The 19,901-nt window shown below is 53.4% G+C and carries 21 protein-coding genes and 1 tRNA gene; 9 read left to right on the forward strand and 13 right to left on the reverse strand.

Annotation, left to right across the window (positions count from 1 at the left end; translation table 11 throughout):
* On the forward strand, positions 1-213 hold a 213-nt coding region (locus BUB69_RS25420), incomplete at its 5' end, for a transposase (RefSeq protein WP_141121910.1).
* Between the two features lie 19 nt (positions 214-232).
* A complete protein-coding gene (locus BUB69_RS25425) occupies positions 233-886 on the forward strand; it encodes a hypothetical protein (protein ID WP_245825327.1) in 654 nt (217 codons plus the stop codon).
* Positions 887-891: 5 nt separating this feature from the next.
* Here BUB69_RS25425 and BUB69_RS25430 read toward each other — a convergent pair whose 3' ends face one another.
* Positions 892-1,269: a hypothetical protein gene (locus tag BUB69_RS25430; RefSeq protein ID WP_005768891.1), complete on the reverse strand. Its 378-nt coding sequence runs from the start codon at positions 1,267-1,269 to the stop codon at positions 892-894.
* Positions 1,270-1,536: 267 nt separating this feature from the next.
* On the opposite strand from BUB69_RS25430, the gene istA reads away from it, so the two are divergent.
* Both istA and istB read left to right on the forward strand, forming a co-directional pair.
* Positions 1,537-3,036 carry an IS21 family transposase gene (gene istA / locus BUB69_RS25440; protein ID WP_141121913.1) on the forward strand — a complete coding sequence of 500 codons (1,500 nt, stop codon included), beginning with the start codon at positions 1,537-1,539 and terminating at the stop codon, positions 3,034-3,036.
* Positions 3,029-3,832, forward strand: a complete 804-nt coding sequence (gene istB, locus BUB69_RS25445; protein ID WP_024677664.1) for an IS21-like element ISPsy20 family helper ATPase IstB — start codon at positions 3,029-3,031, stop codon at positions 3,830-3,832. Before istA ends, istB begins: the two co-directional genes overlap by 8 nt.
* A 149-nt stretch (positions 3,833-3,981) precedes the next feature.
* On the opposite strand, the gene BUB69_RS25450 is transcribed toward istB, so the two are convergent.
* On the reverse strand, positions 3,982-4,176 hold the full coding sequence (locus BUB69_RS25450; protein WP_245825328.1) for a phage integrase N-terminal SAM-like domain-containing protein: 195 nt from the start codon (positions 4,174-4,176) through the stop codon (positions 3,982-3,984).
* A 141-nt stretch (positions 4,177-4,317) separates the two neighbouring features.
* Here BUB69_RS25450 and BUB69_RS28705 point away from each other — a divergent pair, with 141 nt between their 5' ends.
* From BUB69_RS28705 to BUB69_RS25465, 4 genes are all read left to right on the forward strand, one after another.
* A complete protein-coding gene (locus BUB69_RS28705) occupies positions 4,318-4,707 on the forward strand; it encodes a hypothetical protein (RefSeq protein ID WP_141121911.1) in 390 nt (129 codons plus the stop codon).
* A gap of 81 nt (positions 4,708-4,788) precedes the next feature.
* Positions 4,789-5,406 carry a DUF5677 domain-containing protein gene (locus BUB69_RS25455; RefSeq protein WP_073172298.1) on the forward strand — a complete coding sequence of 206 codons (618 nt, stop codon included), beginning with the start codon at positions 4,789-4,791 and terminating at the stop codon, positions 5,404-5,406.
* Positions 5,407-6,100: 694 nt separating this feature from the next.
* The gene (locus BUB69_RS25460) at positions 6,101-6,979 is read left to right on the forward strand and encodes a TIR domain-containing protein (protein WP_073172301.1); all 879 of its coding nucleotides are present in this window, start codon (positions 6,101-6,103) and stop codon (positions 6,977-6,979) included.
* Positions 6,976-7,932, forward strand: a complete 957-nt coding sequence (locus BUB69_RS25465) for a tyrosine-type recombinase/integrase (RefSeq protein WP_245825329.1) — start codon at positions 6,976-6,978, stop codon at positions 7,930-7,932. The genes BUB69_RS25460 and BUB69_RS25465 overlap by 4 nt, the downstream gene beginning before the upstream one ends.
* 258 nt (positions 7,933-8,190) lie before the next feature.
* On the opposite strand, the gene BUB69_RS25470 is transcribed toward BUB69_RS25465, so the two are convergent.
* Entirely contained in the window at positions 8,191-9,033 is an 843-nt protein-coding gene (locus BUB69_RS25470; protein WP_073172303.1) for a DUF3800 domain-containing protein, read from the reverse strand.
* Positions 9,034-9,940: 907 nt separating this feature from the next.
* Here BUB69_RS25470 and BUB69_RS25475 point away from each other — a divergent pair.
* Positions 9,941-11,167, forward strand: coding sequence for a hypothetical protein (locus BUB69_RS25475; RefSeq protein WP_073172305.1), 1,227 nt, complete (start codon positions 9,941-9,943; stop codon positions 11,165-11,167).
* A gap of 74 nt (positions 11,168-11,241) precedes the next feature.
* On the opposite strand, the gene BUB69_RS25480 is transcribed toward BUB69_RS25475, so the two are convergent.
* The 10 genes from BUB69_RS25480 to lolB form a co-directional block, all read right to left on the reverse strand.
* The gene (locus tag BUB69_RS25480; protein WP_073172308.1) at positions 11,242-12,192 is read right to left on the reverse strand and encodes a replication protein RepA; all 951 of its coding nucleotides are present in this window, start codon (positions 12,190-12,192) and stop codon (positions 11,242-11,244) included.
* A gap of 7 nt (positions 12,193-12,199) precedes the next feature.
* Entirely contained in the window at positions 12,200-12,421 is a 222-nt protein-coding gene (locus tag BUB69_RS25485; protein WP_073172311.1) for an AlpA family phage regulatory protein, read from the reverse strand.
* Between the two features lie 871 nt (positions 12,422-13,292).
* Entirely contained in the window at positions 13,293-14,513 is a 1,221-nt protein-coding gene (locus BUB69_RS25495) for a tyrosine-type recombinase/integrase (RefSeq protein ID WP_073172521.1), read from the reverse strand.
* Between the two features lie 197 nt (positions 14,514-14,710).
* Positions 14,711-15,811 (reverse strand): redox-regulated ATPase YchF, encoded by a 1,101-nt coding sequence (ychF, locus tag BUB69_RS25500; RefSeq protein ID WP_073172317.1) that lies wholly within the window; start codon positions 15,809-15,811, stop codon positions 14,711-14,713.
* A gap of 21 nt (positions 15,812-15,832) precedes the next feature.
* Complete coding sequence (gene pth, locus BUB69_RS25505) at positions 15,833-16,417, reverse strand: aminoacyl-tRNA hydrolase (RefSeq protein WP_024686059.1); 585 nt, start codon at positions 16,415-16,417, stop codon at positions 15,833-15,835.
* 165 nt (positions 16,418-16,582) lie between these two features.
* Positions 16,583-17,191, reverse strand: a complete 609-nt coding sequence (locus BUB69_RS25510) for a 50S ribosomal protein L25/general stress protein Ctc (RefSeq protein WP_073172319.1) — start codon at positions 17,189-17,191, stop codon at positions 16,583-16,585.
* Between the two features lie 138 nt (positions 17,192-17,329).
* On the reverse strand, positions 17,330-18,271 hold the full coding sequence (locus BUB69_RS25515; protein ID WP_002552145.1) for a ribose-phosphate pyrophosphokinase: 942 nt from the start codon (positions 18,269-18,271) through the stop codon (positions 17,330-17,332).
* Between the two features lie 45 nt (positions 18,272-18,316).
* Positions 18,317-18,391 (reverse strand) — tRNA-Gln (locus BUB69_RS25520).
* 37 nt (positions 18,392-18,428) lie between these two features.
* Complete coding sequence (gene ispE, locus BUB69_RS25525) at positions 18,429-19,277, reverse strand: 4-(cytidine 5'-diphospho)-2-C-methyl-D-erythritol kinase (RefSeq protein WP_073172321.1); 849 nt, start codon at positions 19,275-19,277, stop codon at positions 18,429-18,431.
* Between the two features lie 2 nt (positions 19,278-19,279).
* A complete protein-coding gene (lolB, locus tag BUB69_RS25530) occupies positions 19,280-19,897 on the reverse strand; it encodes a lipoprotein insertase outer membrane protein LolB (protein ID WP_073172324.1) in 618 nt (205 codons plus the stop codon).
* Between the last annotated feature and the right edge of the window lie 4 nt (positions 19,898-19,901).

The raw sequence follows: 19,901 nt of genomic DNA on the forward strand, positions 1-19,901 counted from the left end.
TACAAGGCCAAGCGCAAGATCGAGTACTGCAAAGCTCAAACACGGGCCAAGGTCGAGCATCCGTTTCGCGTAATCAAGCGTCAGTTTGGCTACGTGAAAGTGCGCTTTCGTGGGCTGGTGAAAAACACAGCTCAGCTGACCACGCTGTTCGCCCTGTCGAATCTGTGGATGGCTCGAAAACAGCTGATGGGTATGGGTGAGTTGCGCGTTTAACAAGGGAAACAGGGCGAAAATGCCCTCAACGCAGGCTGCACCAGGCCATTTTCAGCGAATAGCGCTGTTTGCCGAGTGCATTTTCGACTTGCCGCTGACGCGCGGCAAGTTGATCGGAGCATCCTTAGGTATCCAGTACATTGGCAACCCCGTAGCTTGCGTACGCCTTCTCGATGAAACGACCGAGAGCGGCAACCAAAAGCAAAGCTATGTCTGCACGATCAGCCGATGGGATACCAAGCTGCCAGAACACGCAGTCCAGTTGCTGACAAAGGTTGAAGTCGAGGAGTGGAAGGCATGGAAGGCAGCCCATGATGCTGCGTTCAGACGTAAGCAGCTCGAAGCATCACTGGATGTCTTACCTCTTACGTTGAGCTATGCAGCTACCGCCTTGACTGACGAAGCGTGTACCGTCGATGAGGCACAGAAAACCGCTATTTGGTTGGCTCTGGACGCATTCAATCGTGCCATGGTGAAAGCTGGAATAGATCGTCCTATAAGGGGGCGCGGTCGGCCATCTTCGACAAAATTGCCTTCCCCAGAAATAGGAATGCCCATAATGCCGAACCTAGAACAACTTGGCTCCCCGCTTGAGTGTGCCTATCGGGGGATAGTGGAACGCTACAAAGCGTTACAGGCACGCTGCGTCGCCGAAAAATCAGATACTGATTAGATGCATTAAAATTTTTTACCTAAGACAGCAAGCCGCTCTTTCATCAATTGGCCGTCACGCCGCATTTCTGCACGCAGGTCGTCCAGCTCCTCTGGGGTGAGCGAATAATACAGCGACCTCGTGGGTGGTTCTTCAGTTGTGCGCTGCCCATCGACCCCGTCCGGGTCGAACTGCTCTCTATCGAATGTCATACCGCATACCTCTACATATTCAAAATTCGCATGGCACTCACGCCCCCAAGGATCATGCACCCACAAGTCACCAAAACCGTCCCGAATGACGTAATACGCGCCGGGGTCGTTACGCACCATGAGCGGCAAAACATCGTCGAACTCTTGCGTTTCCGGGTTGAACCGCCACACGTACTTCATTCTATCGAGCATGATCCCACCCTCACATATCCAAATCCGGCGAGTCCCGGTTCAATGAGTTCTGACGCTGACGCTGACGCTGACGCTGACGCTGACGCTCACGCTCACGCTCTTGCTCTTCCTGACGCTGCTGCAACCGCTGAGCTTCGGTCTGCCGTGCTGCTTGTTGCCGCTGACCGAAAACTGACCCAGTAGAGGCTGTTCTGCCGACTCAAAACTGACCCAGGTGTTCAACTGCTTCTGCTCACTTTTTGAGCAGGAGAACACAGGGTGATCAGCATGGAAATGTTGGGGAAAATCCGGCGGATGTACTTCCGCGACAAGCTCTCGCTGCATCAGATAGCCAAGCGTACCGGGCTTTCTAGAAAAAACATCCGAAAATGGGTCAGAGCGCCCGAAGCCACTCAGCCGGCGTACCAACGGTGCGCAACCTTCAACAAACTCAGCCCTTTCCACGAGACGCTGGAGCAGGCGCTCAAGGCCGATGCGTTCCGGCCAAAATACAACCGCAGGAGCGCCAAAGCGCTTTTCGAGCAGATCAAGGCCGAGGGTTACGACGGCGGCTACAGCCAGCTCACGGCGTTTGTACGCTCGTGGCGAGGTGAGCAAGGCAAGTCTTTACGCGCTTTTGTACCGCTGACTTTTGCGCTCGGCGAGGCGTTTCAATTTGACTGGAGCGAAGAGAGTCTGCTGATCGGTGGCCTGTTTCGACGCATCCAGGTCTCCCACATGAAGCTGTGCGCCAGTCGCGCATTCTGGTTGGTTGCGTACCCTAGCCAAGGCCACGAGATGCTGTTTGATGCCCATACCCGTTCGTTTGGAGCGTTGGGTGGCGTGCCACGTCGCGGCATCTACGACAACATGAAAACGGCTGTGGACAAGGTCAATAAAGGCAAAGGCCGCACGGTCAACGCCCGGTTTTCCGTGATGTGCGCGCACTATCTGTTCGATCCGGACTTCTGCAACGTGGCCTCTGGCTGGGAGAAAGGCATCGTCGAAAAGAACGTGCAGGACAGCCGGAGACGAATCTGGCTCGATGCTCAAAACTGCATGTTCCATACCTTCGAGGAGCTGAACGTCTGGCTCGGCCAACGCTGTCGTACGCTCTGGGCCGAACTTGTACATCCGCAGTACAACGGTTTGACGGTGGCAGAAGTCCTGGAGCTGGAGCAGGCTGAAATGATGCCGATGCCGACGGCCTTTGATGGCTACGTGGAACGCACCGTCCGTGTCTCTAGCACCTGCCTGATCAGCGTGGCGCGCAATCGTTATTCGGTGCCTTGCGAGCGTGTTGGTCAGTGGGTCAGCAGCCGTTTGTACCCTTCGCGGATCGTGGTTATTGCCGACGAAACGGTGATCGCCAGCCATGAGCGCCTCTTTGATCGAGATCAGGTCAGTTTTGACTGGCAGCACTACATCCCACTCATCGAACGCAAGCCTGGTGCACTGCGCAATGGCGCGCCATTTGCTGATCTGCCAAAACCGTTACGGCTTCTCAAACGAGGACTGAGGCGTCACACCAACGGTGATCGAATCATGATGCAGGTACTGGCTGCTGTGCCAATTGCGGGTCTCGAACCTGTGCTGGTGGCGGTGGAGCTGGTACTTGAATCGGGAAGTCTGAGCGCCGATCACATCCTCAATGTCCTTGCCCGCCTGACCTCCACCGCACCACCTCCGAATGTAGAAACCAGCCTGCAACTCAAGGTCGCTCCTGTTGCCAATACGGCGCGCTACGACCGGCTCCGTACGACCGATGAGGAGAATCGCAATGCGTGACCTGATGACTGAACTCAAAGAACTGCGCCTGCACGGCATGGCCAGTGCTTGGGAAGAACTGGTATCTCAAGGAACAGCGTCGACGGCTTCATCGAAATGGCTGCTGGAACATCTGCTTCAGCAGGAACATGCGGATCGCGCGGTGCGCTCGGTGAATCATCAGATGAACATGGCAAAACTCCCCATGCACCGTGACTTAGCTGGCTTTGACTTCAGCGCTTCCAGCGCTGATGCCCGGCTGGTCAGCGATCTATCCAGCTTAGCGTTCACTGAAACCGCGCAGAATGTCGTGTTCATCGGCGGCCCTGGAACCGGGAAAACACACCTGGCCAGTGCCTTGGCTGTATCCGGCATTACGGCCCACAACAAACGCGTGCGCTTTTTCTCCACGGTGGATCTGGTCAATCTGCTGGAGCGTGAAAAGTACGATGGTAAGGCAGGCCGAATCGCCCAGGGACTGCTACGAACAGACCTGGTGATACTGGATGAGCTGGGGTATTTGCCCTTCAGTCAAAGCGGCGGTGCCCTGTTATTTCATCTGCTGTCCAAACTGTACGAACACACCAGCGTGGTCATCACCACCAACCTCAGCTTCTCGGAATGGTCGAGTGTGTTTGGCGACGCCAAAATGACTACGGCGCTGCTGGATCGGCTGACACATCACTGCCACATCGTCGAAACGGGCAACGAGTCTTACCGCTTGCAACACAGCACCTTGGCCGCCCAGACAAAGATCAAAACACGCGAACGAAAGCGAAAGGACGGAAATGATATCGAGGACGATGAGCCATTTTGATCCGCACCATAAATGCCCTGCTGCATGCGGTGGGGCTTGATGCGTCTTTAATCGGAACACTGCTGCTAAGCTTATCCACAATTGCTGGGACAGAAATCAGCAATCCGTCCTGGGTCAATTTTCAATCGGCAGGGTGGGTCAGTTTTCAATCAGCGCCAACACACTGCCAGATCAGACAGAAACGCCTCGACCTCAGCCGCGCCCATTTCAGACGGATGACGATAGCTGCGAAAACGAATAAAGCGCTTCACCCACTCGCAATAGACACGATCCGTACGGATCGAGTAATGTTTCAAGCGAATTAGCTCACGCACCTGATCGAGCAAACGAGGCTTTCCGTCCATGGTGTATAACTCCCTTATACGGTCATCGGAACGCTGAAAACCTCAGCCTAGACACGGATAGCCAGAGGAACAAGGAATGTTATCCACCACCCCGCCGGGGAGTTATGCACCATTTGGTGTCTATTTATCGTTAGGTTTTACATGAGTACTGACATCTGCCTGTACCTACTTGAGAAAGAAATTCCAACGGCTTCCGACTGGGCTTCTTGCTTGCAAAAGGAATTTGGCCAAGAGCTATTCAGCGATTTCAATCTGCGACATTTTTTTGGGTTTTTACCTTGTGGAGCGTCAGGGTTTGAATATCTTGCGTACTCCATAACGCCAGAGGAAGCTGCTGAATATCAAATAAACGATTTAAATTTCGACTTTGTAGTTACTTTAAGCGCTAAAGATGAAGTTGAATCAAAATTGGCTCTGTGCTCCATTTCAATCCTAGCAAAAATAACTGGCGGCATGGTATGCGACCCGCAAACTGGCGCACTGTATAGCGCCAACGAGGCAATAATCCTTGCGCGTGCAAAACCTAACTAGTGGTTCAAATCACTCGCTTCGCTCACTTGGACGGGCTTAAGCCCGCCCCTTAACCAAATGTTAGGTATTAAGGAAGTAAACGTGCAAAAGAACGAACTAATATCGAAAGTAAGTGAACTGATAATTGATTCAGACGTAGCGATTCTAAAAATGACACCCAATAACAAAAGTGAAAAAATCACGCTTAAATTATGGAGAAAATTCATTGAAAACCAATCAGCTACTTTAATCCTAATAGAACGCAATTTTTTGGCTGAAGCACTCACAGTTCACAGGCTGTCCATTGAGCACTTATTCAACATATTTGCAATAAAAAAAGATAAGGGGTATCTGGATTGCTTTCTGAGCAGTGCGGAATCAGGGCTCTCTAAAGCAATAAAAACACTTAACGCAGACTTTGAGAAAACTCCCCCTCAAATAGATAAAGAAAGAATATCCGCACTCAGCGATCAAGCCAAAGATATAGGGTCTAAAGAAATAAAAGAGCTTGGCTATTCAATATACAATGCCTCACAAAAATCAGAAATAAGTCACCTTTACAATAATCTCTATAGAGTCATATCTATTTCTCATGCTCACTCAACCTACTTATCGCTGATTTCAGAAATAAAAGAAGAAGAAATAATCATCACGTTGGAAAATATGCGTGATTTTTTACAAATGATACTGCTTCTTCAGGACTGCCCGCAAACCCCCTAACACTGGTATATGGACTCTCCCCACAAGTAGTGAGCAAAGCCTTTCTTTTGCACCTTTCGTCATCGCGGTTGCACTCGTATATCCGGCCTGTGATGGGCGCTTGGCCCCGGCCATTCTGTAGTTCGCTCAGCGGGGGCCAAGCGTTCAATCGATCACACAGATCATGAATTTTATCGGCCTTATTCCGCTGCAGGACTCGGCTGTTTCGGCCGCCCTGAATAAAAATCTCTAGGCTGTGGAAGAACAGCTATCCATTAGGTTCGGCTATAAAAACGGCGGAAAGATGTGCTGTTTTTGTACAGTCGCCGACAAAACTTCCAGAAGCCAATAAAGCATATAAAAAGTAAGCCGCCAAAAACGCACCATAGAAAGGTTTCATTTTTAGATACATGGTCATACACCAATTTTGTAGCGTACCAACTGCCTCCTACCGAAACGGTTGTTAATACTACTATCAAGCTTAAAGGCGTGCCATATGATATCTGTGCATGACACCCTCTACATACGCGAGCACCCCAAGGAACATTGTTCATACAATGTGGGCATGTGATGGTTTGGTTTTCTGTCATGTAGTACGTCCTGTCGAGATCAGCTCCTGATCAGATCATTCTACGACACGTCACTAAAAACGGCCACAATGACACGATCTATGTGTGATAATTGCATTTATCACACATAAGAAAGGATGCACCCGATGGCACGAGCAAAACCGCCTGCACCTGTTGCTGCTAAGTTGGCACTGTCTGCTCGAGAAATCGAATGGGCCATCAAACGTATCGACGACAGGATCGTCGAGTTGGAAAAATTCGACATCAGTACGGTGACTAGGTCGACCCCGGAGCTGAATGCATTATCAGCCTCCATCGCAGGAACGCTGGAACGTGCGTTTGGTGAAAACACATCCGCCTATCAGCGTTATTCTGCGGCTACAAAGCTGCAGCACGTTTCTATGTCCATTTCTATGGATGGGCGTCCTCGACACGTCGATTATCAAGGCCCTACACAACAGAACATCACTCGATCCATCGCGCTAATGAAGGCCGCGCAAAGCTCCTTGAAGGACGATCTGGAATACCTTGAAGAGAATTCAGAATCTGACCAACCTGCCATTGTTTCGTCTATCAATTCACGGCGCGTTTTCGTAGTCCATGGCCATGATGAAACCGCGATGCATGGCTTAGCCAGGTTTCTCGAAAAGCTTGGATTGGAAGCCATTATTCTCAAGGAACAACCGGATCAGGGTCGTACCATTATCGAGAAGTTCGAGGCCACGGCAGGTGATGTCGGTTTTGCAGTGGTGCTGTTAACCCCTGACGATGTGGGTGCTTCGGTGAAGGCTGAGACCTCAGACGCCCGCGCGCGGCAGAACGTGATTTTTGAACTCGGCTATTTTGCCGGTAAGCTCGGCCGAGGCCGTGTGTGTCTGCTGCGCAAAGGTCAGGTGGAGATCCCTTCAGACCTGTACGGCGTCATCTATACCGAAATGGATGCTGCAGATGGCTGGCAAACCAAGCTGGTGAAGGAGCTCAAAGCCGCGAAACTGGATTTTGATGCCAACAGGCTGTGGCAGTGAACACGGTTGTCACTCTTATGGGGCGCGCGCTGCCCGCCTTGATCGTGGCGGCCGGGGAGTCGGCACAGATCCGCTTTGTGGAATTCTTTACCGCGAATATCCGCAACCAGCACACGCGGCGTGCCTATGCGCGGGCGGTCAATGAGTTCCTGAGCTGGTGCCAGGGGGTGGGTGTACCCGATCTGGTCGCGGTGGGCCCGTTGCACGTGGCGACCTGGATCGAGCAGCAAACGCAAACGCTAGCCGCGCCGTCGGTGAAGCAACGCCTGGCGGCCATCCGGCACCTGTTCGGTTGGCTCGTAATAGGTCAGGTAGTGACCCATAACCCCGCGGCGTCGGTATGTGGGCCAAGTCACACCTCACGCACCGGAAAAACCCCAGTGCTCGATCCAGCCGAAGCGTGGCAGCTCCTGGACAGCATCGATACAAGCAAACCTGCTGGACTGCGAGACCGGGCGTTGATTGCATTAATGGTCTTTTCCTTCGCCCGGATCGGCGCGGCGCTAGCCATGAAGGTTGAGGACGTTTACACGCAAAACCGACGCCTGTGGGTACGGCTGCGCGAGAAGGGCGGTAAGCAGCACGCAATGCCATGTCATCACCAACTGGAAGAATATCTACACGCGTATCTAGAACAGAGTGGGATTGCAAACGATCCTAAAGGGCCGCTGTTTCGCACCCTTGGGCGCGGCACTGGGCAGCTAAGTCAAGCCGCACTGCCCCAAGCCAATGCGCATGCCATGGTTCGGCGCCGTGCCGCTGCTACAGGGATCAAAACGTTGATCGGAAATCACACGTTTAGAGCGACCGGTATAACAGCCTACCTTAAAAGTGGAGGCACTTTAGAAAACGCAGCAGCGATGGCAAATCATGCATCAACACGTACAACTCAGCTATATGACAGACGTAATGAAGAAATCAGTATGGATGACAGTGAACGTGTCCGCCTATAGAGCTTCTCCGCATGTACTTACGCCTCGCTTTGCTCGTTGTCAGCTGGATACCTATGTTGAAAAGACTTTGCTATTTCAACAACGCTAGCCAGCTCTATCTAACAGCTATTTAGCTACTGGCTACTATCTTGGGTTGCAGTGAATGAAGAAAAACCGTTAGAAAACGGACAAAACCGCCCGCGATGGCGCATATGAACGGAAGCATAGAGTTCGAAAAATTGTACGTTAAGGGTTAACAACCTGCAGCCGCGCTTCAAGTTACTGATCGCCCGCAAGGGCACCGGCTGCATCTGGCATGGCCTCTCCGGCCAGTTCTGCGGGTATCTCAGCGGTCTTTTGGTGTTCCAGACCAGTGCCTGGCATGGTTACCTTGGCGATACGATCCGAGAAATACTTGTCGAATGGCTCCAACTCCGAATATTCATCTGGCGCAAGCAACAAAGCTGTCAGACGGCCAATAAGGCCGCAGATCCAGTCGGCGCATTGGATGGTTTGGAACAGGTGACTTTCAGCCTGAATTGGCGGCTCGATGAGTGTCCTGCACTTCTCTGAAGCATCCTCGAACATAGCCAACGTGCAGACCTCCACGTTGGTCTCCCGCCACTCGTTACCAGCGCGTTGTTCATCGAGCATAAGCATGAAGGTCGAGCCGCTCTGCGCGCAGAATCGATCGATCTTGCGCACAGATTGCAAGAGCTGCCGCTTGAATGTCTCGGTGGAGTTGTGAGCATCGGGATCGGTGGTCTTGTGCTCGCCCGTGTAGAACACGTGTCCGCCGATTTTTTCGATGTGGTTCAAGAGGCGAAACGTTGAGCGACGGAGCTGCTCATATTTGGTGACGTTCCGCAGTGCATAGAGCTGAGAGCCCTTTTTTTCCCACTGATATGCCGGTAGATTTCTGGGATTGTCGTTGGCTAGGTCATACGCCAAAAGCTGGCATTTGGCCTTGTAGAAATAGATCGCGAACTCTCGGATTTCAGCCGCAGGCAGGATCAAGCCAGCGAACCCGAAAGCTGGATGTGTTTTGTACTTTGGGTGGTTGCGTGAGACGTACTGGCCGACGTGCCCGAATTCGTCAAGGTACGCGACGTAGTGCGTCATAGCTACTGGGTTCCCTGCCCCAAAAACACGAAAACCCGCAGCTTTCGCTAGGCGGGTCTCGGAAGGTAGGCACGAAAGCAAGCTTTCATGCGTTGACTGCAATCATACGCAAGGTGACGCTTGTGTCAACCCGCTTTGTTGGCCGTGAGTGAGGTTAAGTGAGGCAGGACAAGTTGTCCTGTCAGAATACACCTTAACCCGGCGTCAGGCCCCTCACGGGCACGCGCTCAGACTAGGCGGTTTTCTGTATTTCCTAGGCGATCGATGCCAACGTCTAGGACCTGAATCTGGCAGGATTCACGCAGCGTACGATTTTTCCGTTTTTTCTATTCGCCCCCCTGAACATCTCACGATGCAGGTCCGCTCAATTGAGTAGGGCAGAGCTATGCACCACATCTTTTTCTGTCTCATATTGCAGCTACTTGTTTCTTTCTACCTGAAAAAAACTAAAAGAAAGTTACAAGAAGAGGAGGTGGGTTAGCTGAAACCCTTGAAATATAAGGGCTCCGGCGGCGTCGCCCGAGACAGGGTGGGAGCGATTTCACGTCCTGCGGGACTGATATCACGCTTGGCCGGGATCGATTTCACGTTGTCGGTTGTGGATAAGTGTAGCTTTTCCCAGGCATTGCTGCCTGGGGTCGGAGACGTATTTTGGGAGCGATTTCACGTGCACGACTCTGGAGTGGCGCGTGTTAGCGCAGGTCAACAGAAGTGTCTTTACAAACGCCTAAGTCTTGCATTGGTCCAAAAAATTGAGCTAATGTCGTTACCGCGCTGGTGCGGCGCATCGAAACCTGAGAGGGACGCACTGCTGTTCTGATGGCTCTGCCTAATTAAAATTCTTTTTTCACGGCGAGCCGGTTTTTACCACCGTAAGGTGTCCTCAGTGGGCGCCCAGGGGCGAAATATGGCTATTTCTTTGATCCGCAGTCTGACTGCGTCGGTTGTTCGTAACGTATCGGCGTTGAAGCGCGATGCCAAACGTCTTCAAAAACACTCCCAGCTCGTATTTGGAACTGAGTACCCGCTCAAGGTTTGCCAGCATGCAGTGGCCGTTTCGCGTGGGTTCCGTTCGCTCGCTGATGTAGAAAACCTGGCTCACCGCCTAGGGCTAGATAAAGAAGCTCCTTTCTGGACTATTGTTGGCCGCAGCGATACACACCAAGATGTGCTAAATGCTCTTTATCGGTTGAATCTCGAATACACGGAGAACGCCCCAGTGGTGTTCACCGGCGAGCAGATACATTCCGTGCTTCCGGCGCTGGTTCTTTTTTTTGAGCAAATGAGCCTCAAAAAATTGCCGGGTCTACTCCTTCTGGAGACGGAAGCTCCCTCAATTCAGGACACGTTTATCTTCGATGGAGTTAAGAAACTTGGGCTTGAAGAGGTCTTTGAGGGGTTCCGTTCGTTAGATTTGCGCGATCAGAATCTACCAGTATCGCTAAGCACCGAAGCTAGGTGGTGGGTCAAAGCGATCACCGATGTTCTGCCGAAAGATCTACAGACCCTGCTGCAGCAGAGTGGGTGGGAAGCAGGGTTGGAAGTTAGCGCTTACGAGAACGCCAAATCGCGGAATCAGGTACGTAGCTCAAAAGATTTTGAGGCCATCCCTTTCTATTCGGTGCAAGAGGCTGCATTCCAACTCGCATCAGGAAAATCATGGCCACTATGGATAAGCGAAGATGCTGCGCGGCAGACCTCTGCAATCGGTGCATGTCCGCCAGAACTCCATAAGGGATCCAAGGACATCGTACTTGACCTTATTAAGGCGTTGGATAGTCGCAATTTTGGGCTCGGCGTGTCTAGCGAACACGAAAGTCGGTGGCGGCCATACGTCGTTCTCTTCTCAAGAAACGATCCGGCTAGCGAGGTGCTTGCAGGTGTAGTCCACTCGTACTTCTCTTGGCGACAGCGTCGAGATGAGCGCTCGCCCATGCTTTACGTGTCCGACGGAGCTACGCCCTATGCGCCTCGGCTCTTGGGCTTCGGTGACCATACCGCAGTCGTAAACGGCCTTGATGTAATTCCTGCAGGCGATGGCCCCGGGGAATTTTTCGGCTACAAAAATGCCTTGAAGGTGGTGGGTACTCCGAACGGACTTCAGTACATGGGCAAGCGAGTCCCATTGGTGTGAGTGTATCCCGGTAATCGGCGCGAGGTGTCCATCTCATTGAGGTGAACACCTTGAGAGCGCCAGCAAACGAATCTTCAGACGCAATGATCTAAACTTCGTATTCGTTTTGACTGCTTTTTATCAGGCGGTATATGAAGCTGGGCGGGAGTCAGTTTGATATATTCTCGGTAGATTTCCACGTGGTGACGGGCCTCAGGGTAAAACAACAGGGCTTCGTCGAGGCGTCTAATAAAAGTTTTCTTGAAGTCACGAGCGCCTTGTTTATCCGTTGCGTAGTTGGCACCAAATTGCCTACGTAAACTTGAGATTGGTATCTTCATTTCTGTTCTTTTGGATTTCCGTAACGTGTACATCCTATAGACAAGCCAGGCGTAGATATCCATCGCTAGCGGGGAATGCCTTAGGCTTTGCAATGCTTCCATTTTGAGCGGAACTGGGGCGCTAACGATTGCTTCAAAGAAGTCTGTATTGAGTGTAAGGCTGCTCTCCCATTTCTCGCAGTCTAGTGTTCTAACATCCCAAAAGAAAAATGCTTTCTTTGCTACCATCATGTTTTCAATTGTGATCGCGCCGCTGTTGCTTCCAGTTACTGAAATCATCGATCTTACAAGCCTTAATGTCTGCTCTTTAAGTTTACCGATATATCGACCATCGTTATGCAGTCCCAGTTTTTTAAGGAACGCCGACTGTGATTTACCTAGCCCTATCACGGGGCTTTGAGTTTTGACTGCTTCAGTGCAGATCCAAACCAGTAGCAATCTCGGGAGGCTTCCATACGGTACTCCGATATGTGGAGGTGCCGAAATCGATAGCTTCAGCCATTCCGTACCGCGTTCAAAATAATGAATACCAGGGTCGCTATGAGGAAAGGTAGCCTGTACTAGAAAACGGGTCGTGAACGCCGTGGGCCCCGGTTTCGTTCTCTGAGCAGCTTCCATCCTAGTCGCGTCATTCATCATGCGGAGCAAGCGGGGGTTAAGCTCCCAAGATATTTCATCCAGAGCATTATTTTTAGCGAGGCTCATTTTTACCTCAGCGAACAGCTTGCGTTAGTCGTTTCTCACATTTATGGCTTAACCACGCTGACACCTCTGCCTCAATCCAGCCGACGGCTCTGATGCCTAGTGGTACTGGTCTTGGAAAGCTTCCGTTGTTTATCAGAAAATAGATCCCTGACTTTGTCAGGCCGGTACGCTTTTCAACCTGTGGCCTACGGAGAATTACAATCGCGTTTGGATCGTTGCTCTGTTCCATGCTCAACCTCACTGAACTGCTATGAACTGTGAGGTGACAATAAGCAGGTGGGTTGTTTTGAGAGAGAACGAGTTATCAGGGCTTCTTATTTCTTGGAGAGGGTCGCCGGGAGGGCGAGATGGAGGCAGGTCTACGCATGCTTTCTGTGTGTGAGCACAGATCGCGTTCGTGATCTCGTTCCTCCAGCCTTTGGAAGCGTTGAAAGAACTCAGTTTCACTATCTATCGATCCAGGACTGGCCGGCAAGGTGAGAAGCTCGTAGGCAGCTTCCCATGCGTTCAGGGACGTCCTGATGGTCATCAGCGATGTGATATGTCTAGACAGAGTTCGTTCAGCGTCCCTCGTGTTGCGGCAGTCCTGAGAGGTAGATTCGGCGAGATATCTTTCAACTACGATTGTTGACCAGCGACGAACGACCTCGCGTAGTAAATGAAAGGTCATGGATCTGCCATCGTTTGGTAGCGCCCGCATCAAGGGGCGAGGCTGTTCAGTTTCGAGCCTAGGGATTTCACTCTCTCCCTCATCCAGTTGTGGCAGGGGAGGTGGCTGTATTGCGAATGGATCCGCAGCCCTCTGTTCACTGATGCTGTTTTTAAATCCGTGTCTGCCGTACCACGTCCGCCAGGTTTTTCGTTCTTCGGCATCACGCCGTGGGTGGGCAACGTATGCCCGCCACTGGGCTCCTAATTGGTTGGTGCCGAGAAGCATTTGCTCCAAGTCATACTGAGAGCGGCCAGCCAATGAGTTTTCAATGTAACGGAGGATCTCCGCCACTAACGGCCCGGGCACTATTCTGTCGCATCTCGAGCGACCCTGATCTCGATAGATTTCTAGGTAGCGCATGCCGTTCTCCAAAATTGCAGCTTTGCCCTCATCCATTCGAGTTCATCCCGTGGGTACGGGCCAATTCCAGATATTCGCCCCACGTCTGCATAATTTCCCCCCGTTCTTTGAGCAAGAGTGCCTTGTTGTAGGTCGCCCTTACCTTATTGTTTTCCACGTGGGCTAACTGACGCTCAATCGCATCCGGCCTACAGCCATGCTCGTTGGCCCAAGTCGAAAAAGTGGTACGCCAGCAATGTGGGGTGGTTCTCTCACCTAGGTTCATATCCCTCATGGCGTAAGTGAGCCGATTGGGAGTAGTGAAACCTTCACCGCTGCGGTGGGGGAAGAGATAACGGCCGCTGCCGGAAATCAGCCGTAGCTCCTCCAGCACGGCAAGGGCACCGGTCGATAGAGGTGAAACGTGATCGCGACGAGCCTTCATTTTCTCTGCCGGACGTCTCCATAGGTTCGCGGTGAAGTCGAACTCGTCCCACTCAGCGTCCGCTGCCTCGCCGGGACGACACGCCGTAAGCGCGATAAGACGAAGGCACAACGCAGTCTCTGGATAACCCCTATAGGATCGCAGCGCTTGATAAAACTGCTTGATCTGGCTGGTGGTCAACACGGCCTTGCTTTGGCAGGTTGGTATCCTGAGGAAGCCTTCCAAACTGGGTACTGGATTGAAATCTGCCAACCCACGCACTACCGCATATTTGAAAATTGCAGATAGGTCGCCTTTGACATGAATAGCCGCCCATGCACCGGAGCTTTTACAAGCTTCCAGTACAGGACGAATTTCTTTTGCAGTGATTTCTGCAATTGGGAGCCCATCGAGCTTGGGGCTGAGATGACGCCTGATCCGTGACTCTTTGCCACGGTAGGAGCCCGGTGTGTAGCTCGACTTGACATGCTCAAGGTAAGCAGCCGAAACCTTTGCAAACGAGCTTTCCATGGCCCTTTTACGCTCTGCAGCTGCGTCAATATTGCGCTTCTTGCCGTCTTTTCTGTGTTGCGCTGGGTTGATTCCTAGCTTTGTCAGTTTGCGTGCTGCGTCACGTTCTGAGCGGGCCTCGGCAAGCCCAATCTCTGGGTAAGAACCGATAGCAAAGACATTTTCCTTGCCATCGAGTCGAAATTTCCATCGCCATAGCTTACTACCACTAGGCTGCACCAAAAGAAAAAGCCCGCCGCCATCCCCAAGCTTGTAAGGGGTGGCAGCGGGCTTTGCCGTGCGTACTTTAGCGTCTGTGATTAGGTCTTTAGGCATTTGGGTATCCGTGATGGATGAGGTAAATACCCCCATCCTGAAATCGTGATACCCCTGATGCTACCCCGCTTTTCTCTAGAACACTATCAACCTTGGTGAACCGCGCTAAGCTCTTAAAATTTGGCTTCCCCTTGTAAATAGAGGGTTACAGATCAAATTAAGGTGCAGTACGGTTCACTAGGGTTCAGTAGGAACATTCAGACGTTGAAGCGGAAGTGCAGCACGTCACCGTCCTTGACGATGTAGTCCTTGCCTTCCAGGCGCCATTTGCCTGCTTCCTTGGCACCGGCCTCACCCTTGTACTGGATGAAGTCGTCGTAGGCGATGCACTCGGCGCGGATGAAGCCTTTTTCGAAGTCGGTGTGAATCACGCCGGCGGCCTGAGGCGCGGTAGCGCCGACGCGCACGGTCCAGGCGCGGACTTCTTCGACGCCTGCGGTGAAGTAGGTCTGCAGGTGCAGCATTTCGTAGCCTGCGCGGATCACGCGGTTCAGGCCGGGCTCTTCAAGGCCCAGGGCTTCGAGGAACATGTCCTTCTCTTCGCCGTCATCCAGCTCGGCGATTTCTGCTTCGATCTTGTTGCAGACCGGGACCAGCATCGCGCCTTCTTCTTCGGCGATGGCGCGCACCACGTCCAGCAGCGGGTTGTTTTCGAAACCGTCTTCAGCGACGTTGGCGATGTACATGACCGGCTTGGTGGTCAGCAGGTGGAAACCACGAATGACGGCTTTCTCGTCATTGCTCATGGATTTCATCAGGCTGCGTGCCGGCTTGCCTTCGGTGAAGTGGCTGATCAGTTGCTCGAGCAGGCCTTTCTGGACAACAGCGTCCTTGTCGCCGCCCTTGGCGTTGCGAGTGACTTTCTGCAGCTGTTTTTCGCAGCTGTCCAGGTCAGCGAAAATCAGTTCGAGATCAATGATCTCGATGTCGCGCTTGGGGTCGACGCTGTTGGAGACGTGAATCACGTTGTCGTCTTCGAAGCAGCGCACCACGTGAGCAATCGCGTCGGTTTCGCGAATGTTGGCCAGGAATTTGTTGCCCAGGCCTTCACCCTTCGAAGCGCCCGCCACCAGGCCAGCGATGTCCACGAATTCCATGGTGGTCGGCAGGATGCGCTTCGGATTGACGATCGCGGCCAGAGCAGCCAGACGTGGGTCAGGCATCGGCACGATGCCGCTGTTCGGCTCGATGGTGCAGAAGGGGAAGTTCTCGGCCGCGATACCCGATTTGGTCAGGGCGTTGAACAGGGTGGACTTGCCGACGTTAGGCAGGCCGACGATGCCGCAATTGAATCCCATGGTGTTTCCCCTCGAGTGATGTCAGGCCTTCTGGCTGTGCAGGTTTTTCATCGCCCGGTTCCATTCACCGGCGAAGATATCCGGCAGCACGCCGAGGGCAAAGTCGATACTGGCGTCCAGTTTTTCCTGCTCGGCGCGCGGCGCTCGACCCAGGACAAAACCCGACACCTTGCTGGCATCGCCCGGGTGGCCTATGCCAAGCCGCAAGCGATGAAAAGTGTTCTGGTTACCCAGCTGCGCGATGATGTCGCGCAGACCGTTATGTCCGCCATGGCCGCCGCCCACTTTGAGTTTGGCAACGCCGGGAGGTAGATCCAGTTCGTCGTGTGCCACCAGTATCGAGTCGACCGGGATGCGATAGAAGCCGGCGAGTGCCGCCACGGCCTGGCCGCTGCGGTTCATGTACGTGGTGGGGATCAGCAGACGAACATCCTGACCCTGATGCGTGAAGCGTCCGGTCAGGCCAAAGAATTTGCGCTCGGGAACGAGGTTGACTCGTTGCGCCGCAGCAATACGCTCAACGAAAAGAGCCCCTGCGTTATGCCGGGTCTGTTCGTATTCAGCGCCTGGATTTCCCAGGCCCACGATCAGTTGTATGGCGGTCACGACAGGGGCTCTTCCTTTGGAGTTGTGGATCAAACCGCTGGCGACAGCGGCAATGCGAACGAAAACTGCTCATTTACCATGATGTAAACTCCGCGATCTCGCCCGTTTTGCCTGCTATCGCTCGCGATGTTTCCAGAGCAACTCCGACGCTACACAGTAATGAAATTACTCTGCAGCGCCTTCTTCTGCGTCGGTATCTTCAGCAACAACACGTGGTGCGTGAACGTTGGCGATTGCCAGGTCAGTACCGTGTGCCAGTGCTACGAACTCAACGCCTTTAGGAGCTTTCAGCTCGGACAGGTGAACGTTCGAACCGATTTCCAGTGCGCCCAGATCAACTTCGATGAACTCAGGCAGATCTTTCGGCAGGCAGGTCACTTCCAGTTCAGTGGTAGTGTGCGAGATCTCGCCGCCTTTCTTGACCGGAGCTTCTTCGTTGATGAAGTGGATCGGCACGATAGCGGTCAGTTTCTGACCTGCGATAACGCGCACGAAGTCAGCGTGCATCACGTGGCCTTTGGCCGGGTGACGCTGCAGTGCCTTGATCAGGACGTTCTGCTTTTTGCCAGCAACGTTCAGTTCGATAACGTGGCTGAAAGCAGCTTCGTTTTCGAGCAGTTTTGCAACTTCCTTGGCCAGCATGCTGATGGACTCAGGGGCTTTGTCGCCACCGTAGACAACAGCTGGAACCAGGCTAGCGATACGACGCAGGCGGCGGCTCGCACCTTTCCCCAGGTCGGAACGCTGTTCAGCATTCAGAGTAAAATCGTTCATGTTGTTTCTCCAAAATAACCACATTCACAATGGCGTTTGCGACCAGCGCCAGAGCGATATGGGCAAAAAAGCCCCGCCCTGACCGGATGCCAGGGCGGGGCGCTTTTCGTCGACGAAATGCAGGCTTGGGGAAAACCCTTAGCGGAACATCGCGCTGATCGATTCTTCGTTGCTGATGCGGCGAACCGCTTCGGCGACTACCGGTGCGATATCCAGTTGGCGGATACGGCTACAGGCTTGTGCTGCAGCGGACAACGGGATGGTGTTGGTCACCACCAGTTCGTCCAGCACGGAATTTTCAATGTTTTCGATCGCCCGACCCGACAGCACAGGGTGTGTGCAGTAGGCAAAAACCTTGGCAGCGCCATGCTCTTTCAGGGCCTTGGCCGCATGACACAGAGTGCCGGCGGTATCGACCATGTCGTCGACCAGAATACAGGTACGCCCTTCGACATCACCGATGATGTGCATCACTTCAGAGTGATTGGCTTTCTCACGGCGTTTGTCGATGATCCCGAGATCGACGCCCAGGGATTTGGCCACTGCACGTGCACGCACGACACCGCCGATATCCGGGGAAACGATCATCAGGTTTTCAAAGCGCTGGTCTTCGATGTCATCCACCAGAACGGGGGAGCCGTAGATGTTATCTACCGGAATATCGAAGAAACCCTGGATTTGGTCAGCATGAAGATCGACCGTGAGAACACGATCGATACCCACCACGGTCAGCATATCGGCAACGACTTTCGCGCTGATAGCAACACGTGCGGAACGCGGACGGCGATCCTGACGGGCATAACCAAAGTAAGGAATCACAGCAGTGATTCGGGACGCTGAGGAGCGGCGGAAGGCATCAGCCATCACGACGAGTTCCATCAGGTTATCGTTCGTCGGTGCGCAGGTCGGCTGAATGATGAAGACGTCTTTACCGCGGACGTTTTCATTAATCTCAGTGCTGATTTCGCCGTCGGAGAACTTTCCAACAGAAACATCACCCAGTGGGATATGCAGCTGACGTACTACACGCCGAGCGAGATCGGGGTTAGCATTCCCCGTAAAGACCATCATCTTGGACACGCGCAGTACCTAGAGGCTGAGGGTAACCTGGATGAGTATAGAAAATGGCAGGGGCGGCTGGATTCGAACCAACGCATGGCAGGATCAAAACCTGCTGCCTTACCGCTTGGCGACGCCCCTGTATTGAATCAATCGAGTGCCTTGCACTCAGTTCCTGCTACAGCTCTTGAAGCTTGCGATGCAACATCGAGATGTTGCTTCCTTTCGCTACAAACCCTGTAAGGGTCTCTGCAAGAAGGGCCGAGACTTTATCAGCTTCAGCTTTGTTTGGGAAGGCCCCAAACACACAACTTCCAGTTCCGGTTAATTTTGCTTCGGTAAAATTACCTAGCAAATTCAAAGCGTTACGTACTTCTGGGTAACGCCTCTCTACAACCGCTTTACAGTCATTTCGACTGTTTCCCTTGGGAACGGGGCGCACTTTAATGGGAGCAGAGTCGCGTGTCAACAACGGATCTGAAAAAATTTCTGCTGTACTTACAGCGACTTGCGGCACAAGCACCAAATACCATGGTTCTTCGGGGTTCACAGGGGTCAGAATTTCTCCGACGCCCTCGGCAAAGGCTGCATGTCCACGCACGAAAACCGGAACATCCGCGCCCAGCGTCAGGCCCAGTGCAGCCAGGCGATCTTCGTCCCAGCCAAGATTCCACAGATGGTTCAGGCCCAGCAGTGTGGTCGCCGCATCGGAGCTTCCGCCGCCGATGCCGCCGCCCATGGGCAGGCGCTTTTCCAGCCAGATGTCCATCCCGAGTCTGCAGCCGGATTGGGTTTGCAGTGCGCGGGCTGCCTTGACGATCAGGTTGCTGTCATGGGGAACGCCGGGCACTTCGGTCTGCAGGCGTATCTCGCCGTCTTCCCGAACCGCAAAGCCCAGCTCGTCCCCGTGATCGAGGAACTGAAAGAGGGTCTGCAGTTCGTGATAGCCGTCAGGGCGACGTCCCAGAATGTGCAACATGAGGTTGAGCTTTGCCGGGGCGGGCAGTACCAGCTGTGGTGTGCGCATGATCACTGCCCCAGTTTGCGGGGCTGCCAGTCCTTGATCACCAGCGTGACATCAAGGTCCTGGCCATGCAGTTTCACGCGCTCGGGCAGCCAGAAGCCATTCTGCTCGACGTAACTGAGGTATTCGACCTGCCAGCCGTCCTGATCAAGACTGGCGAGGCGGCTGTCGCCATCCAGCGTGACCTGGCTTTTACTGTCCGGCGCAGGCAGGCCACGGACCCACCAGACCAGGTGCGATACCGGAAGTCTCCAGCCCAACTGGTCCTGAAGCAGTTCTTCAGGCGTTTTGGCTTCGTAGCGGCCCTGATTCGCGACCTCGAGCGCCACGGCGCCGGGTCTGCCGGTCAAGCGTGCCGCGCCGCGTCCCAGAGGACCGGAAAGGCGAATATCGTAGTAATCCTGGCGTTGCAGCCAGAACAACGTGCCGCTGCCGGAATCCTTCGGTGCACGAATGCCGACCTTGCCGTTGATCTGCCAGCCATCAAGGCTGCTTAATTGCTGTTTGTGTTCGCGCCATTGCGCGGGATCGCCCTTGCCCTGAACCGCTTCGCGGGAGGTGAGGCCGGCGCAGCCGGCGAGCAGGGCGATGAGGCTGAATACAACTACGTGGCGCAAAAACATAACG

This window comes from Pseudomonas asturiensis, assembly GCF_900143095.1.
GTDB classification, from domain to species: Bacteria; Pseudomonadota; Gammaproteobacteria; order Pseudomonadales; family Pseudomonadaceae; genus Aquipseudomonas; species Aquipseudomonas asturiensis.

Excerpts from the sequence above, each read along its gene's own strand:
- BUB69_RS25425 (WP_245825327.1), top strand. The coding sequence starts at position 233 with ATGCCCTCAACGCAGGCTGCACCAGGCCATTTTCAGCGAATAGCGCTG.
- BUB69_RS25430 (WP_005768891.1), bottom strand. The coding sequence starts at position 1,269 with ATGCTCGATAGAATGAAGTACGTGTGGCGGTTCAACCCGGAAACGCAA.
- istA (WP_141121913.1), top strand. The coding sequence starts at position 1,537 with ATGGAAATGTTGGGGAAAATCCGGCGGATGTACTTCCGCGACAAGCTC.
- istB (WP_024677664.1), top strand. The coding sequence starts at position 3,029 with ATGCGTGACCTGATGACTGAACTCAAAGAACTGCGCCTGCACGGCATG.
- BUB69_RS25450 (WP_245825328.1), bottom strand. The coding sequence starts at position 4,176 with ATGGACGGAAAGCCTCGTTTGCTCGATCAGGTGCGTGAGCTAATTCGC.
- BUB69_RS28705 (WP_141121911.1), top strand. The coding sequence starts at position 4,318 with ATGAGTACTGACATCTGCCTGTACCTACTTGAGAAAGAAATTCCAACG.
- BUB69_RS25460 (WP_073172301.1), top strand. The coding sequence starts at position 6,101 with ATGGCACGAGCAAAACCGCCTGCACCTGTTGCTGCTAAGTTGGCACTG.
- BUB69_RS25470 (WP_073172303.1), bottom strand. The coding sequence starts at position 9,033 with ATGACGCACTACGTCGCGTACCTTGACGAATTCGGGCACGTCGGCCAG.
- BUB69_RS25475 (WP_073172305.1), top strand. The coding sequence starts at position 9,941 with ATGGCTATTTCTTTGATCCGCAGTCTGACTGCGTCGGTTGTTCGTAAC.
- BUB69_RS25480 (WP_073172308.1), bottom strand. The coding sequence starts at position 12,192 with ATGAGCCTCGCTAAAAATAATGCTCTGGATGAAATATCTTGGGAGCTT.
- BUB69_RS25485 (WP_073172311.1), bottom strand. The coding sequence starts at position 12,421 with ATGGAACAGAGCAACGATCCAAACGCGATTGTAATTCTCCGTAGGCCA.
- BUB69_RS25495 (WP_073172521.1), bottom strand. The coding sequence starts at position 14,513 with ATGCCTAAAGACCTAATCACAGACGCTAAAGTACGCACGGCAAAGCCC.
- ychF (WP_073172317.1), bottom strand. The coding sequence starts at position 15,811 with ATGGGATTCAATTGCGGCATCGTCGGCCTGCCTAACGTCGGCAAGTCC.
- BUB69_RS25510 (WP_073172319.1), bottom strand. The coding sequence starts at position 17,191 with ATGAACGATTTTACTCTGAATGCTGAACAGCGTTCCGACCTGGGGAAA.
- ispE (WP_073172321.1), bottom strand. The coding sequence starts at position 19,277 with ATGCGCACACCACAGCTGGTACTGCCCGCCCCGGCAAAGCTCAACCTC.
- lolB (WP_073172324.1), bottom strand. The coding sequence starts at position 19,897 with ATGTTTTTGCGCCACGTAGTTGTATTCAGCCTCATCGCCCTGCTCGCC.